Origin of the sequence: Acidithiobacillus thiooxidans ATCC 19377 (genome assembly GCF_009662475.1) — a bacterium.
Taxonomy (GTDB): domain Bacteria; phylum Pseudomonadota; class Gammaproteobacteria; order Acidithiobacillales; family Acidithiobacillaceae; genus Acidithiobacillus; species Acidithiobacillus thiooxidans.
Map to the genome: position 1 here is coordinate 1,364,253 of NZ_CP045571.1, position 15,212 is coordinate 1,379,464.

The window sequence follows — 15,212 nt, forward strand, 5'->3', positions numbered from 1 at the left end:
GTAATTCATCATTATTCAGGATCCCCTTGCCCGTGTGATGAAAATCTGACCCTAGCAGCTTGTCGGACTTTCATTTTGCCTAAAATTATCATATAATTACTTATAATTCAATGTGATGAGTGATTTCATGGCCCGCTTCCTCGATGCTAACCGCAAGACCGATTATCTTCTGCCCCCCTCCATGGACGACTGGCTCCCGGAAGGGCACCTGGCCCGTTTTATTGTGGAAGTCATTGATCAGCTCGATCTCTCGCTGCTGGTCCAACAATATGCGGGGCGTGGCCATAAGGCCTATCACCCGGCCACCCTCCTGGCGATTCTGGTCTACGGCTATGCCAACGGGGTCTTTTCCAGCCGCAAACTGGAACAAGCCACCTATGATTCCGTGGCTTTCCGTTACCTCGCGGCCGGCAGCCATCCGGATCACGATACCCTGGCCACCTTCCGTCGCCGTTTTCTGGGCGAACTGCAAGGATTGTTTGTGCAGGTATTGGAACTGGCGCAGGAGATGAAACTGCTGAAGATCGGCCGGGTGTGTCTGGATGGCACCAAGATCCACGCCAACGCTTCCAAACATCAAGCCCTGTCCCATGGGCATATCGAACAGATGGAGCGTCATCTCCAGGCCGAAGTACAGGAACTCTTTGCACTGGCAGAACAGGCGGATCAGTCCGGGATTCCCGAAGGCGTGAATCTGCCCGAAGAGATCCAGCGCCGCACAGACCGGCTGGCCGTGATGGCAGCGGCCAAAGCGAAGATTGCCGAGCGGGCACAGGCCCGTTATGCCAAAGAGAAAGCGCAGTACGACACGCAAATGGCACGCCGTGCAGAACGGGAAGCCCTGGGACAAAAGCCCCGAGGCAAAGCCCCCCAGGCACCGGACCCTGCGCCTAAAGCGCAGGACCAGATCAATCTCACCGATGAAGAATCCCGCATCATGCCGGTCTCAGGCGGTGGCTTTGAACAAACCTATAATGCCCAGGCCGCCGTGGATGACCAGACAATGCTGGTGGTAGCCACCGGAGTCAGTCAGGCCCCCAATGACAAGGAACAGGTCATCCCCATGCTGGAGATCCTCCAGGCACAAACGGCACAACTGGGACCTATAGAAGCGCTGGTGGCCGATACGGGTTACTGCAGCGAAAAGAATGTGGAGGCCTGCGAAGCGCTGGGGATTACCCCATTCATTGCCGTGGCCCGAGAAGAACACCATCCCGACTGGCGACAACGGCATACAGAACCGGAAGACCTCCCTGAAAATGCAACCCGCATGCAGGCGATGATACATCGTCTGAAGACGCAGGCAGGCCGAAGCGTTTACCGTCTGCGCAAACAAACGGTAGAACCGGTCTTCGGGATTATCAAATCCGTGATGGGATTCCGGCAGTTCTCCTTGCGCGGCCTGCGTCAGGTTCAAGGAGAATGGAGTCTGGTCTGCCTGGCGTGGAACATAAAACGCATGGCCGTATTGCGTCTGTAGGACAGGAAAATGCAGATAAACCGCAAAAAAAAGGGCAATAATGACCAAAAAAGACTCAAAACGAGCGATTTCAAAAAAATCGGGGCGAAATTTGGCAGTAGTCCGAAGTTAAAACCGACGGGCTGCTAGTATCAACCCGCTGAAACTTGCAAAAAACCCCAACCGTGTTTATCTAAGGAGATGTTCGCTATGGTATCAGAGTACTCATCGCAAACCATTTCTTTTCGCATTGCAGCCGAATTAAAGCTGGAAACAAATGCCCATGTGTGCCCTTTCTTATTTTATAACGCAACAACGAGTATTCCAACTCACCATGATCATCATGGTTCATCCACCTTGTTTGCTGGAGGTTTTTTATGTTTCCTTCTATTTTTGTGAGCAAAACCCGTTTAACGGTAGCTTGCGCCTTCATTTTTCTGTCTGGTGATGGTACTGCATGGGCCGATAAAATCAGTGCGCCAGAAAGGGTTATTATTCATTTTAATAATACACTCCTTGCCACAATGAAGCTCGGCCCTGATAGCAGTTTTCAAAAACGCCATAGAGAGCTATATGGGACCATTAGTAAAAGTTTTAATTTTACCGAGATTGCACGCTATAGTCTTGGCAGCTCATGGTATAAACTATCCACACAAGAACGGCATCAATTTTTACACACGTTGAAAGATTATACAGTTGCGAATTATGCTGTTCATTTCGATCATTATGCTGGACAACGGTTTACCCTACCCACTGCCAGCAGTACGACTAATCATCAGGCCATCGTTAAGACGATCTTATTATCACCTGCTTCTGGACAGAAAAACTCTTTTTCGTATCTTCTACGTCACAGCAATGGACATTGGCAGATTGTTAATGTGGTTACGGATGGAGTGAGTACCCTGGCGATGCAAAAGGCTGAATTGACCGCCCTCTTAAAACGGGAAGGTTTTAAAGCACTTTTAGATAAGCTAAGCTCTTACTCTGTAAACGCTTCACATAAGACGCATTAACCGCTTGAATTTTAGCCGCATTATTTGACTCTATTGAGATTATCTAATGGACATCTTAATGATATGAAGTGGACTACTACCCTGATTGGGGCACCTGATGCCACTCTGGACCCGCCTCACGGGGTGGAGGTCTGTCCGGATTGTGGACTGATTCAGCGTTTGCAGCCTCTACAAGGCCGGGGCAAGCTCGTCTGCCCGCGCTGTGGTCATATTCTGGAACGCACCTCCGGTCGCAGTATTAACGCGGCCATGGCCATGACCTTATCGGCCCTGTTCCTGCTGATCCCAGCCAATTTTCTACCATTGCTGTCCGTTGATATATTTGGCGTGCATCATCAAAGTGTACTTGCGTCAGGCATCTGGGGAGTGGCTGCCCAAGGTTGGCCCGTGGTGGCGGTGATTCTGGCCCTGGAATTGCTCATCCTCCCCTTTTTACGCTTCAGCACCCTGGCCGTGGTATTGCTCCAACTGGATACCGGGCACTACCCGAGCTGGCTGGGCAGGATGTTTCGCTGGTCTGAATGGCTGGACCAATGGGCCATGCTGGATGTTTTTCTGATTGGTTTTGGCATCGGCTATGAACGGGTCGCGCCCTTTTTACCCATCGAAGTAGGTACCGGAGGCTGGTGCGTGGTGGGGCTGGCCTTTCTCAGCATGCTCACGCGGGCGACTCTGGAAAGACGGGAAATATGGCGGCGCATTGGTCCTAATGTGGAATCTCTGGATCCGGACCAGGAATATATGGGTTGTAGTCATTGCGGCATGCCCGTCGCCACCCATCAGGAAGGGCAAGCCTGCCCACGTTGCGCGGCAAAAGTCTGGCGCTATAAACCACAATCGACCATGCGTACCCTGGCCTTTACCTTGGCGGGTTTTTTTGTTATCCCTTCGCGTATGCTTACCCTATGGAATATAACTATCAGATAGGGAAAATGGAAGGTTACTCCATTACATGCCTCTTAACCTTTTTCAGCTACCAATCGGACAGGGATATGGTCCATACAGGCATTGAGCAGGCGCAATGGCAACTCAGGCTCCCAAAAGCGTCGGTTGAAGCGATAGACGAACTCATCCAGGTATTCCTGCAGATATTTGCCGGTGACTCCATGGTAAGTTCCCAGCAAGAACGCTTTAAGGTTGCCAATAGCGATGTGTACCCAGGGCAGCCATTCATCTACCTGTTCTGGCGGTGTAACACGGCCTTCATGGTGCTGGGTTTCTCCCAGAACGCGCAATGCCATCAAGCCATCCGTGCGGGTAGTCTGCCAGGGGAGCAAATGACGCTGAACGAACTGTCGGATATTTCCAGCAGATACCGAAGGGATGGTTTCCATAGCCATGAAACCCGCCTTCTTATCCCGGCTTTCAATAGCTACCAGGATCGGTGTTTTCCCTTCTGCACCGCGTCCGCTTTTGCCTCCGGATCGACGTCCGCCCACGAAAGCATCATCCAACTCAACCAATCCACCCAGGCGGTAGATACTGTCCCGGTCCGCCATGGCGTGGCGCATCTTGCGCAGCATCCGGTGCGCAGTAATCCAGGAGACCCCGATCTGCTTGGAGAGGCGCAGGGCCGACAAGCCACCTTTGTCGCAGACCATCAGATAGATGGCCAGAAACCACTGCACCAAGGGCAGATTGGTGGAATGAAAGAGGGTGCCAGCCGTTACAGAGGTCTGGCGTCGGCAATGATTGCACTGGCAGACCTTGCGAGACACTACCCAGTGGCCTTGATCGTGCCCACAATGTGGGCATTGAAAGCCATTGGGCCAGCGCTGTTGTTTCAGCGCTTCGGCACATTTCTCTTCCGTACCAAACCGCGCCTGCCATTGCAGCAAATTCATGGCTTCTGCTTTCATCTATGCACCTCCAACCATATGACTTATATGGAATTAGGCAATTAATGATGAGAAAGGTTCAGAGGCATGCTCCATTATGACCGGGGTCATGAAACTGATTGATGCGCATTTTTTACTATTTGCCGCCATTATTTTCGTCGCCAGCATTTTAATTCCGCTTTTGAAGCTTTTTTCCTTGAGCTGGTTTTTTATATCCGTGCACTTCCACTCTGTTAAGCGACTAAAATTAAAAACAGAAACCTATCGCTTAATAAAAACCATTGGCCGCTGGTCACATGTAGATGTATTTACCGTTACTGTCTTTCTGCCTTTGATGCACTTATCCGGATTACTGGCGGTTTATGTGGGCGATGCACTTCCCGCATTTCTCGCAGTCGTCGTGCTGACTATGATCGCGACAGAAATCTTTGATCCCCGCGCACTCTGGGCCGCTTATCTAATGGAACCTCATGAATAATCCTTTGCCAACTGCAAAAATTCGACGCTCCCGCTGGCCCGGTTTGATCTGGGCCGTGCCTGTCGCGGCCCTCGCCATTGTGGCCTGGTTGGCCTTACGCACCTACATGGACCAGGGACCTTCTGTAACCGTGCAATTTGCGACTATGGGCGGCATCAAAGCCGACCATACGGTAGTGAAATATCGTGGTGTTACCGTTGGTCACGTCACCGCTGTCAAGCTGTCGAAATCCCTTGGAGAAATTTCAGTTTCCATGCGTTTTGATAATTACATGGCGCATCATCTGGGCAAAGGTACACGCTACTGGGTTGCCGGTGAAAAAGTCAGTTTTTCCGACCTCAGCTCCCTCAAATCCATTATTGCCGGCCCCTACATAGGCATTGATCCGCATAGTGGCCCCACACTCCATCATGTCATCGGACTGAATGAAGAACCCGTTCTGAAAAGTGAATCCCAAGGCATTACCCTGATTTTGCACGCTCCGGAGAAAGGGAATATTTCACGCGGTGCACCCATTCTCTACAGAGGTGAACAAGTCGGTGAAATACGTGGGGAAACCTTGCAAAAAAATGGCGATGGCTTCGAAATTTACGCTTTCATTCCCGAAAAAAGCTTACACTTGGTCAATAAGCATAGTCGTTTCTGGAGTTCAGGCAATATCGCTGTCAGCCTGTTTGGTGAGCACCCTGGCGTTCATATACCCGCTATTTCTGCACTATTAAGCGGCGCCATCAGTTTTTCCACCCCCAAAACTGGCAACCCCGTGGTTAATAATGAGCATTTTCGCCTTTATGGCAATGCTGCTGCGGCAAAAAATGCTCCTCTCGAAAATGCTGTGGCCTATCAAATGCAAATGCCTGGTGGTCCACAGGGATTGAAATCCGGTGCCGCCGTCATGCTGGAAGGGACCCGTGTGGGTAGCGTCACGGCCGTACACATGTTTTTTGATACTCAGCGGCAGGTGCTCTTGACGGACATCCACATCCAGATCAATCCCGAGGCGATTCCCCTTCGTCATGGACAGCCATGGGACATGGCCCAGCCTTCCGCACAAATGAACGGGATTCTTCGCCACCTGATTGCCCAGGGCTTACGGGCGCAACTGGGGAGCACTGTTCCGATGCTGGGTTCCAGGGTCATAGATCTCAGTCTGGTTCCAGGTGCAAAAGCTGCCCGTTTGTTGCCGGGTCAGCCGCCCATCATTCCCATGGTCCACGAAGCAGGCATTCAAAACAGTGTTCGTCAGCTGAATGGCATACTGACCAAAATCCATGCGCTTCCTCTCCAGAAAATTGCCGCCAATCTGGATCAACTCAGCCAGAATCTGGCGACCTTAAGCAGCTCTCCACAAACCCGCGAGACCTTGCAACATGTGCAACAGATCATGGCCCATCTGGATACGTTGACGCGCACGGCCAACCAGCAATTACCGGCCATCCTGAAATCACTGAAAGGGGCCAGCCAGGAGGCGCATGCCGCCTTGCAGGCAGGCAATGCCCTGCTCCATAGCCAGGGAAGCGCCGCCAATGCGCCAGAATCCACGACCCTCCCACGCGCTTTGTATGAATTATCACGAACCGCCCAGTCATTGCGGGAATTGACCGATTATTTGAACAGTCACCCCAATGCCCTGATTTTTGGAAAAAGACCATGACATTGCACAGAAAACTTTTCTTGTTGGGAATGGCGGCGGCACTCGCTGGCTGCGCTTCCGTACCCACCCAGTACCTGACCCTATCCTCCCCATCTCCTGTTCCGGCCAGACAATCCTTGCAGGGCCAAGGACTGCCCATAGTCGTTGCGCATGTGCAGATGCCCGCAGATATTGACCGTCTTTACCTCACCACGCTCCAGGGTAAACATCGCCTGGACGTTGCCGGTCATGTCCGCTGGGCGGCGCCTCTGGGCGGTATGGCGCAAAAAGTACTGGCCCAGGATCTGGCCAGCGAATTGCCGGATAAAACCGTGCTCATGCCCGGGGATCCCATACCGAATGGCCCTTATCTTCTGGTCAAAATCAACGTCCAGAGTTTCATCCCCAGTAATGATGGCAAGGTCTTTTTGCAGGCCGACTGGTTTATCAGCCGCATGCCCGATGGTCATCTCCAAACTCAGGGACGCAGTCATTTTTATCGGGGCAATATCCCTTCCAGCCCCACCGCGCAAGCTGCTGCCATGAGCCAGTTACTGGAAAGGCTCTCTGGGGAATTGGCGCATCATTTGGGATGAACATCCACAAAAACGGGCATACTTTCACCCAGCATACATATTTAAATCCCCTTAAACTTGTTGAAGCACTGCTTCAACAGGAAAAAAGCTGGCTGAATGCCATACCCAGACTGCGGGCCATCATTTTGCTGGCGCTTACTCAGGGCCTCGCCAGTCTCAATCTGGCCGCTCTGGGTACAGTGGCGCCGGCATTGGAAAGCAGCATGCATATCGGCAACATTGATTATGGTCTGCTATCTACCGCTTCCATACTCACCGGCGCTGCAGCAGCTCTGCCCGTGGGTATTCTCGGTGACCGCCAACGCCGTGTTCCATTACTCATAAAACTGATTGTTTTATGGGCAATAGCCATGCTCCTGAGTGGGATCAGTCCCGGCTATAACTGGTTCCTGCTGACGCAAATGCTGGCTGGAGCGGCCGGAGTTTCCGTTGGTCCCGTCATTGCTTCTCTTTCGGGGGATTTATTTCCACCCTCATGGCGTGGACGAGCCTTCGGGTTGATTGTCGGCGGTGAATTATTGGGAGCAGGTATCGGCATGATTCTGGCTGGCACCGTCAACACACTCAGCAACTGGCGCACGGTATTTTTTGTACTGGCCATTATGGCGATCCTCCTTGCCTATTTATTATGGAAAGGCATGCGCGAACCCCAACGCAACAATATGGATAAACTCGCTTTAGAACTGACCCAAGAAACACCCCAAAAGAACAGGCGCTATTTGCTCGAAGATATTCGCAAAAAATCGATTCAACCGTTCAGCAAAAGGATATTGCCGGAAGACCCCACCCAATGGCACTGGTTTCGGGCCGCAAAAACCATTCTCAGCATTCCCAGCAATGTGATACTGATTTCCGCGTCCTCCGCCGGGTATTTTTATTTTACCGGACTGCTGGCTTTCGGCATTCTTTATCTCACCCAACGCTTTCACATTAATACCATGGCAGCCAGCAGTCTTTTTGTCGGTGCGGGTTTAGGCGGCATTGGCGGGGTGATCGCCAGCGGTTGGATAGCTGACTGGTTACTACGCAAAGGACTGATTACTGCAAGAGTATGGGTTACTGGAATAGCCTTCCTGCTCACCATTCCGTTTTTTCTGCTGGCCCTGAATACCAACCATCAGGTTCTCGAATTTATCTGGTTGTTTGGGGGGTCTGCAGCACTGGGTGCCACCAATCCCACGCTGGATGCCGCGCGACTGGATATTATGCACTCACGGCTCTGGGGGCGTGCAGAAGGGATTCGAATATCCTTGCGGTATATTCTTGAAGCCGCCGCACCCTTTGCCTTTGGTTGGGTATCCACCCACTTTTCTGAAAGCCATTGCCAACTCCAACATTGTGGAAATGGCTATGGCCTGCGCATTACTTTTGGAATTTTCACGATTTTGCTATTGGTGGCCACTATTCTCATGCTTTCTGCCGTTTTCACCTATCCACGCGATGTGGCAACCGCGCTGTTTTCTCAACAGGCACGGAAAACATCAGAGAATTCCTGAGAATCTTTTGACTCCATCCGCTGGCCGGCCAGGCAAAGACAACTCTCGACCCTTGGTGCGTATCTCGCTCGCTTCCCAAAGAACCACGACCTTCCCCGTTATAATGGCGAGTCGACTTCTGCAATGATATTTTCAGGTCTGCCCGGTATTCACTCACATTGCGGCTCGCAGCGTCCACCGACCTCCTGGAGAGGCCTTTTCTCAGAGTGCTTCAGCCCATTTATTATCTCCTGGACCGCCCCATGTGCTTCCGACTGGACCGAGAGTTGCCGGGTCGGATTAAATTCCGACGGAATAATCGTGCCTTCGCAAAGCACACATAACATCTTCGTGGAGCAGCTTTGGCGCAGTGTGAAGTACCAGGATATTTACCTGCGGGGTTATGGCCATGTACCGGAACTGATGGTTGAGCTGGCTGCCTACTTTGAATTTTACAATAGTTGCCGCCTCATCAGTCTCTCGGCTATCTGACACCAGATCAGGTATACCTGACAGGGCAAGGGGGCGGCGCCTGCATTGTGGACCGCTATCCGAAGGTTGCAGCATAACCATTACTCAGGGACGATTTGGGGCAGCGCCATCCTGCTGCAATGTTAGAAACCAGACTACCTTAAACCTTAAACTCCCGCGCTTTTTATCTTGATTCATGGGTCCATCATAACCGTCAAACCTACCAGCAACAAAATGGTTCATATCAACCGCTATGGTTTATATAAACCAGCCATTGCGGTTTATATAAACCATTTTCTTTAAATCGTAAAAACCCACTGAAGAAAAGCATTTTTAGATCAATAGGTTAATATATTAACCTATTGAGGCATGATTATTGTCTATAGTTAACCAGAATCTGCATAGATTCGATGTTAGCAAATCAACTATCATGGAGATTTCATTATGCTACTGGAAAACACTTGGCCGGTGCTTTTGAGTCGTTTGGATTTTGCATGGATCACGTCCCTGCATAGGCTCTTCGTCAGATTGAGTGGGTAGGGGGTAGAATGCTGTGGAGCGGTCGTGCCCTGAATAGGAGTTAGCTGATGGTCCCTGAAGAGCTGTTTTCTCTCGCGTTAGGATTGGTTCCGCCGTGGTTGGTGGATCATGTGACTTTCACGGTGGAGGAGAAACGCCTGGATCTGCACATCAACTTTCCCAAAGGTAGTCGCTTTGCTTGCTCCGTCTGTGGTGAGGAGTGTCCGGTACATGATACCCGTGACCATACCTGGCGGCACATGGATTTCTTCCAGCATGAAGCCTATCTCCATGCCCGTGTACCTCGTGTGAAGTGCCAGGAGCATGGAGTGCATCAGATATCTGTTCCCTGGGCGCGGGAAGGCTCGCGTTTCACCCTGCTCTTTGAAGCGCTGATCATGACCCTGGTGCGGGAGATGCCGGTATTGACGGCAGCTCGCATGGTCGGTGAGACCGACAAGCTCCTGTGGCGAGTGATTGACCATTATGTGCCCGAAGCTCGTGCTGCGGTGGATATGGCCAATGTCCATGCCGTCGGCGTCGATGAAACCAGCAGTCGGCATGGACATGACTACATCACGCTCTTCGTGGATCTGAATGCCCGGCGACTCTTGTTCGCTACTCCCGGCAAGGATGCCAAGACCTTTGAGAAATTCTCCGCAGATCTACAGGCCCATGGTGGTAGCGCGGAAGCGATCACCGATGTGAGCATGGACCTCTCGCCGGCCTTCCAGAAAGGGGCTGCCGAGCACCTGCCCAATGCGGAGATCACTTTCGATCGTTTTCACCTCATGAAGCTCGTCAACGAGGCCGTAGACGACGTGCGCAAGGGGGAAGTCCTCACCCAGCCAAATCTCAAAAAGACCCGCTGGCTTTGGCTCAAGAACGATTGCAACCTCAAAATGAAGCAGAAAGAAAAGCTGCAGGAATTGCTCAAAGACCAGAACCTCAAGACGGCGCAGGCCTACCAGTTCCGCCTGACCTTTCAGGACATCTTCACGATCAAGAATCGCCACCAGGGGGCTACCCTCTTGAAAGCCTGGTTGGAAAACGCCAGAACCAGCGATCTGCCGCCTATCGTCAGGGTCGCCTACACCATCATGAATCACTGGGATGGCGTGCTCCGATGGTTCGAGAGCCAGATCACCAATGGAATTCTGGAAGGTTTCAACAGCCTCATTCAATCCGCCAAGGCCAAGGCTCGGGGTTACCGCACGCACAAGAACTTTATCAACATGGCCTACCTGATCCTGGGCAAGCTGGATCTCAGGCTACCCACTTGAAATGACGAGGAACCCCTGCATATACTCTACACGCCTCTTACGATCGGAATGGCCTGGATACTCTTCGCTCTTGAGGTAGCGTGGCTACGAACGGGCAACGAGCGTTGGTATCGTCTGGAACGTTTCTTCGAAAAAATCTTTATCATCAATTTCGGTGCCGGCGTCGCTACCGGCGTCACCATGGAAATGGCTTTCGGCATTCTTTACGGTCCTTTCTCCCAAGCCGTCGGTCCATTCTTCGGCAATATCCTGGGTTTTGAAACCATCACCGCCTTTATGTATGAAGCCGGATTCATCGGCCTTATGATCTTTGGCTGGGGCAAGATCGGGAAAGGTATGCATCTCTTTTCCACTTTTAATGTTGGACTTTCATCAACTCTTTCCGCTTTCTGGATTTTGGTGGCCAATTCGTGGATGCAAACGCCAGACGGCATCTTTCTGAAACATGGGCTATTTGAGGTGAAGAATTGGTGGAGTGCCATTTTCAACGAGAACTGCATCTGGGGATTTCCCCATATGTGGGTAGCCACGATTGAGTTGGCATTATTTGTTACTGTAGGCGCTAGCGCCTGGTTCATCCTCAAAAACCGTAATGCCGATCTTTTTACGAAGATTCTCAGGCCTGCTTTATTGGCGCTTTTGATTGTTACTCCCGCGCAAATCTGGTTGGGAGACGGATTGGGAAGAACTGTAGCCCAAACACAACCAACTTCTTTGGCAGCTATGGAAGGACATTATCGGACTTACCTGCCTGACGGGAAGGTAGATACTGGATGGCATATCATCGCCTTCCCGAATGCTCAGAATACGGGCAACGTGTTCGCCATTACTATTCCACATGTTTTGAGTATGCTCGAAACCCACACTATGAACGGCGTCGTTCCTGGTATGGACCAGTTTCCAGCCAAGGATCGACCGGACGTATGGGTTCCATTTTACTCTTTCCGGATCATGGTAACTATTGGTTTCTTCCTCTTCTTTGTGGCGCTGTGGGGGAACTGGTTACGTTTGACCGGTAAGCTCAATGCAACAGATCTGCGTAAACGCCCCTGGTTCCTGAGAACGGTTGTGTTTTCCGCGTTTCTACCCTATCTGGCCGTCTGGTGCGGCTGGTGGACGCGTGAAGTGGGACGGCAGCCATGGTTGGTGAACGGTCTCATGCGCACATACCAAGGCGTCAGTCATATGACGGTTGGTCAGGAGGTTTTCTGGTGGGTCGGCTATATCATTTTTGAACTGACCGTTTGGAGCGGCTCTTGGTATTTCTTCAGTCGCGTCATCGCCAAAGGCACCGACGGTATCCCGCATTCAGATACGCTTTTCCATCAAGACACAGGCGGAAAAGACGGTGGAGAAAAAGCCGGCGGAGGTCTTGTTAAACCGACTTTTGCCAAACCTACGTTAGACAAAAACGTATGAGCCCGCTAAAGGAGAAAATCAATGTTTGATCTTGCAAGAATCGCCACCACACTGTCTACTTGGTGGTGGCTGCTCCTCTGTTTGTCTTTCTTGTTTTATATAGGTCTTGATGGTGCAGATCTTGGTGCTGGCGTGTTTGCCTTGTTTGCTAAAGATGAACAGGAAAGGGCCGCAATCATGGCCTCTATGGCGGGTGTTTGGGACGCCAACGAAACCTGGCTGGTGGTAGCTGGTGGCGTGATCTTTGGAGCCTTTCCCCTGGTTTACGGGTCAACGTTCAATTATCTTTTGATTCCCTTGGCTTTCGCCCTATGGGGTATTATATCTCGCGCTATCGCCTTTGAGTTTCATGGGCATGCTACCCGCTCTAAAAAATCCTGGGGTTTGGCATTCGCGTTGGGCAGTCTATTAGCACCTTTTGGGGCAGGTGTCGCATTGGGAGCGACTTTGCAAGGCTTTCCCATGCAACATGGTATTGCGCTTGAGGGGGTTGCTGCTGCGCATGCGTCGGCTTTTGATGCCATACCGCACTTTTCCGGAGGTCCTTTCAGTTTTCTCAGCCCATTCAGTATCTGGACAGGCATTGGAGCAGTCATTGCTGGAGGTTTAGCTGGCGGGCTCTATCTTTGCGCGCGCTTTGATCATGAGGATCCCATTTATAAACGCGCCGTAAAATGGACCAATCTGTTTTCTTTGCTCGCGTTGGGGGCCATTGTCATCACCTTGATATGGTCATATGCCATCTTCCCTTGGGTAAGTGCCAAGTGGACGGGTCCCTACTGGTGGGTGTGGCTCATCTGGATTTTATTCATCTTGTTCTTCGCTTATAAGTCCATGATGGCGCATTCCAGTCGTCAGGATTTCGCGGCGTTGCTCTGGGGTGAAGGTGTAGTCGCCCTGATGTGGTTTGCCATGTGGGCAACGATGTTCCCCTACATCGTACCGGAAACATGGACGATAGCGCAGGCGGCAAATCCGACCGACTCTATCGCCGTGTTTACTTTGTTCATGACGGGTTTCTTCCCTATCATGATAGGTTACAACGCATACCAAATCTGGGTATTCCGTGGTCGTACCACAAAAATGGCTGCTTATAGCGGTCATTGATTCAACAGTTGGGGATGTTTTTTTAAAAGCATTCCCAACTATCCCGGAAAGATGTCACTAGACAAAAGGTCACGGAGGTACATATGAAACCCAAACAGGTATTATCGGTTAAAGAGGAACCTATGTTCGACGATCAGACAATTTTGGATATTCTGAATGTATTGGAATTGCGTCACGATCTAGTTAATGAACAATGGCATGCACTGAGAGTCGAGATTGAGTCGCTCAATGAAGAACGGCCCCCCAATGATACCAATCAGAAGCGAATGGCTGATCAGGGTCTGCTTATGGAGCAGGAGCTGTCACGCTATCAACGCTTTTTTCAGATTCTCCGTCAGAGCCTAAAGCATAGCAAAAATGCAGGCTATGCCACTGTGGCTTGTTGATGAATAAGCGATCTTCAAGGCCGCTAATCACAACAGGGTCTTGGGATCTATGTTTATGCAACATATAATAAACACACCGACTTTGATTGGATGCAAATAGACGAGACCTACCTCATGAGTGTGGCGGACCCGGCATGATAGAAGCGGCCATTGACCTCCTGCGTTCTCACGGCGTGCCTCATGCGCACATACATTTTGATTCTTTTGCACCCAACGGTTAGCGCGATTGGAGGAGATAAAGATGAAAGTACAAATTCTGGTCTCGAAATGGTGCCCGGTTTGCCCGCAGGCTGAAGCAGTATGGAAACAAGCTGCGGAAAAGGTGCCGATGGAACTGCAGGTACTGGATGTGGCGGATCGCGAAGGGCGCGAAATCGTCAGCAATCTGCGCATTAAAACGGTCCCGGCCATTGTCGTGGACGGTGCCCTGAAGACAGTGGGCGCACAGCCCCTGGGCGAAGTGCTGAAAATGCTCGGCGCCCAATGAACACAAACTCCTGAATACGCTTGAATAAAGCTTCGGCCACGTTCAGGTCCCGTAGAAACACACCGCAACCTTTTTGGAGAATGTCATGACACCCATAGATCAGATCATGCAACAGGACCATGAACGCCTGGATCAACTTTTGGAGCAGAGTGCCCAGGCTGTCGGCAAAGATGCGTGGCAGGAGGCTGCGCAGTTCCTGGAAGCCTTTCGCCATGGGATTGTCGATGGTCATATGGTCGTGGAGGAAAGCACCCTATTCCCTGCCTTCGAGCTACAGGAAGGTGGCGAAGATCATCCTCTGACCGCGCTACTTCGCAAGGGGCATCAGGATCTGCGGGTGTTTTTTGAAGAAATGGCGGAAGCCATTGCGGATCAGGATGCCGAGACCTTTGACGATCTGCTGAGTACCGTCCAAACCATACTCAAGCAACACGATGCCAAGGAAGAAACTGAACTTTATCCCTATCTGGCTGCCGCATTGGCGGATCAGGGTGAAGCTGCGGGAAAGCGTATTCTCGACTTTGAGGCGGAGGCCACATCATGAGTGAATATAATGGTTGTGAACTGCCTGAAGACCTGTTTTATGATCTTGATTATGTCTGGGTGCGTCCGGAAGAAGACGGTACGCTGACGATTGGCGTCACAGACCCTGCGCAGACCATGTCGGGCCGCCTGCAAAAAGCCCGTATTAAAAAGATCGGTACACATCTGGAGGCCGGACGGCATGTGGCTACGCTGGAAAGTGGCAAATGGGCGGGCGGCGTACCCGTGCCCTTTGCCGGTGAAGTCATTGCCCGCAACGAGCAATTGTTGGAAGACCCGCACCTGATCAATATTGATCCTTACAAGGACGCCTGGATTGCCCGCATCAAACCGGATGATCCCCAACATGCCCTGGACAACGTCAAAACCGGTAGTGAAGCTATTGAAGCACTGGAGGCCTGGATCAAACGGTATGGGGTGCAGTGTATGCGCTGTTCGGAATGAGCCATGAATCAGGCCGCTTTATGCTCAGCCCGCCTGCGTCCTTCTGGACTGGACCTGATTG

15 protein-coding genes and 1 pseudogene are annotated in these 15,212 nt (G+C 51.4%); 15 read left to right on the forward strand and 1 reads right to left on the reverse strand.

Annotation, left to right across the window (positions count from 1 at the left end; all coding sequences use genetic code 11):
- Positions 1–127: 127 nt before the first annotated feature.
- The 3 genes from GCD22_RS06980 to GCD22_RS06990 all read left to right on the forward strand — a co-directional run bounded on the left by GCD22_RS06980 (position 128) and on the right by GCD22_RS06990 (position 3,399).
- Entirely contained in the window at positions 128–1,480 is a 1,353-nt protein-coding gene (locus tag GCD22_RS06980) for an IS1182 family transposase (protein WP_153940524.1), read from the forward strand.
- A gap of 356 nt (positions 1,481–1,836) precedes the next feature.
- Complete coding sequence (locus tag GCD22_RS06985) at positions 1,837–2,472, forward strand: ABC transporter substrate-binding protein (protein ID WP_081577569.1); 636 nt, start codon at positions 1,837–1,839, stop codon at positions 2,470–2,472.
- A gap of 63 nt (positions 2,473–2,535) precedes the next feature.
- Complete coding sequence (locus GCD22_RS06990) at positions 2,536–3,399, forward strand: paraquat-inducible protein A (protein WP_244947597.1); 864 nt, start codon at positions 2,536–2,538, stop codon at positions 3,397–3,399.
- Between the two features lie 32 nt (positions 3,400–3,431).
- Here the strand turns inward: GCD22_RS06990 and GCD22_RS06995 are convergent, their stop codons facing one another.
- On the reverse strand, positions 3,432–4,331 hold the full coding sequence (locus GCD22_RS06995; RefSeq protein WP_153940908.1) for an IS1595 family transposase: 900 nt from the start codon (positions 4,329–4,331) through the stop codon (positions 3,432–3,434).
- Between the two features lie 73 nt (positions 4,332–4,404).
- Between GCD22_RS06995 and GCD22_RS07000 the strand changes: the two genes are divergently transcribed.
- The 12 genes and pseudogenes from GCD22_RS07000 to GCD22_RS07060 all read left to right on the forward strand — a co-directional run bounded on the left by GCD22_RS07000 (position 4,405) and on the right by GCD22_RS07060 (position 15,151).
- Positions 4,405–4,788 (forward strand): paraquat-inducible protein A, encoded by a 384-nt coding sequence (locus GCD22_RS07000; RefSeq protein ID WP_280527719.1) that lies wholly within the window; start codon positions 4,405–4,407, stop codon positions 4,786–4,788.
- Entirely contained in the window at positions 4,781–6,442 is a 1,662-nt protein-coding gene (locus GCD22_RS07005; protein WP_153940525.1) for a PqiB family protein, read from the forward strand. Before GCD22_RS07000 ends, GCD22_RS07005 begins: the two co-directional genes overlap by 8 nt.
- Positions 6,439–7,017, forward strand: coding sequence for a PqiC family protein (locus GCD22_RS07010; RefSeq protein WP_065974448.1), 579 nt, complete (start codon positions 6,439–6,441; stop codon positions 7,015–7,017). Before GCD22_RS07005 ends, GCD22_RS07010 begins: the two co-directional genes overlap by 4 nt.
- Positions 7,014–8,513, forward strand: coding sequence for an MFS transporter (locus GCD22_RS07015; protein WP_153940526.1), 1,500 nt, complete (start codon positions 7,014–7,016; stop codon positions 8,511–8,513). The genes GCD22_RS07010 and GCD22_RS07015 overlap by 4 nt, the downstream gene beginning before the upstream one ends.
- Positions 8,514–8,831: 318 nt before the next feature.
- A pseudogene (locus tag GCD22_RS07020) lies at positions 8,832–9,061 on the forward strand (integrase core domain-containing protein); the annotation flags it as partial.
- A gap of 489 nt (positions 9,062–9,550) precedes the next feature.
- Positions 9,551–10,765: an ISL3-like element ISAtc1 family transposase gene (locus GCD22_RS07025; protein ID WP_012387019.1), complete on the forward strand. Its 1,215-nt coding sequence runs from the start codon at positions 9,551–9,553 to the stop codon at positions 10,763–10,765.
- A 15-nt stretch (positions 10,766–10,780) separates the two neighbouring features.
- Positions 10,781–12,184 carry a cytochrome ubiquinol oxidase subunit I gene (locus GCD22_RS07030; protein WP_153940527.1) on the forward strand — a complete coding sequence of 468 codons (1,404 nt, stop codon included), beginning with the start codon at positions 10,781–10,783 and terminating at the stop codon, positions 12,182–12,184.
- Positions 12,185–12,205: 21 nt separating this feature from the next.
- Positions 12,206–13,291: a cytochrome d ubiquinol oxidase subunit II gene (locus GCD22_RS07035; RefSeq protein ID WP_153940528.1), complete on the forward strand. Its 1,086-nt coding sequence runs from the start codon at positions 12,206–12,208 to the stop codon at positions 13,289–13,291.
- An 83-nt stretch (positions 13,292–13,374) separates the two neighbouring features.
- Positions 13,375–13,677 carry a hypothetical protein gene (locus tag GCD22_RS07040; RefSeq protein WP_065973832.1) on the forward strand — a complete coding sequence of 101 codons (303 nt, stop codon included), beginning with the start codon at positions 13,375–13,377 and terminating at the stop codon, positions 13,675–13,677.
- A gap of 241 nt (positions 13,678–13,918) precedes the next feature.
- The gene (locus GCD22_RS07050; protein WP_142087284.1) at positions 13,919–14,164 is read left to right on the forward strand and encodes a thioredoxin family protein; all 246 of its coding nucleotides are present in this window, start codon (positions 13,919–13,921) and stop codon (positions 14,162–14,164) included.
- Between the two features lie 85 nt (positions 14,165–14,249).
- Positions 14,250–14,708 (forward strand): hemerythrin domain-containing protein, encoded by a 459-nt coding sequence (locus GCD22_RS07055; RefSeq protein ID WP_153940529.1) that lies wholly within the window; start codon positions 14,250–14,252, stop codon positions 14,706–14,708.
- Positions 14,705–15,151 carry a biotin/lipoyl attachment domain-containing protein gene (locus GCD22_RS07060; RefSeq protein ID WP_031571045.1) on the forward strand — a complete coding sequence of 149 codons (447 nt, stop codon included), beginning with the start codon at positions 14,705–14,707 and terminating at the stop codon, positions 15,149–15,151. The genes GCD22_RS07055 and GCD22_RS07060 overlap by 4 nt, the downstream gene beginning before the upstream one ends.
- Positions 15,152–15,212 lie beyond the last annotated feature (61 nt).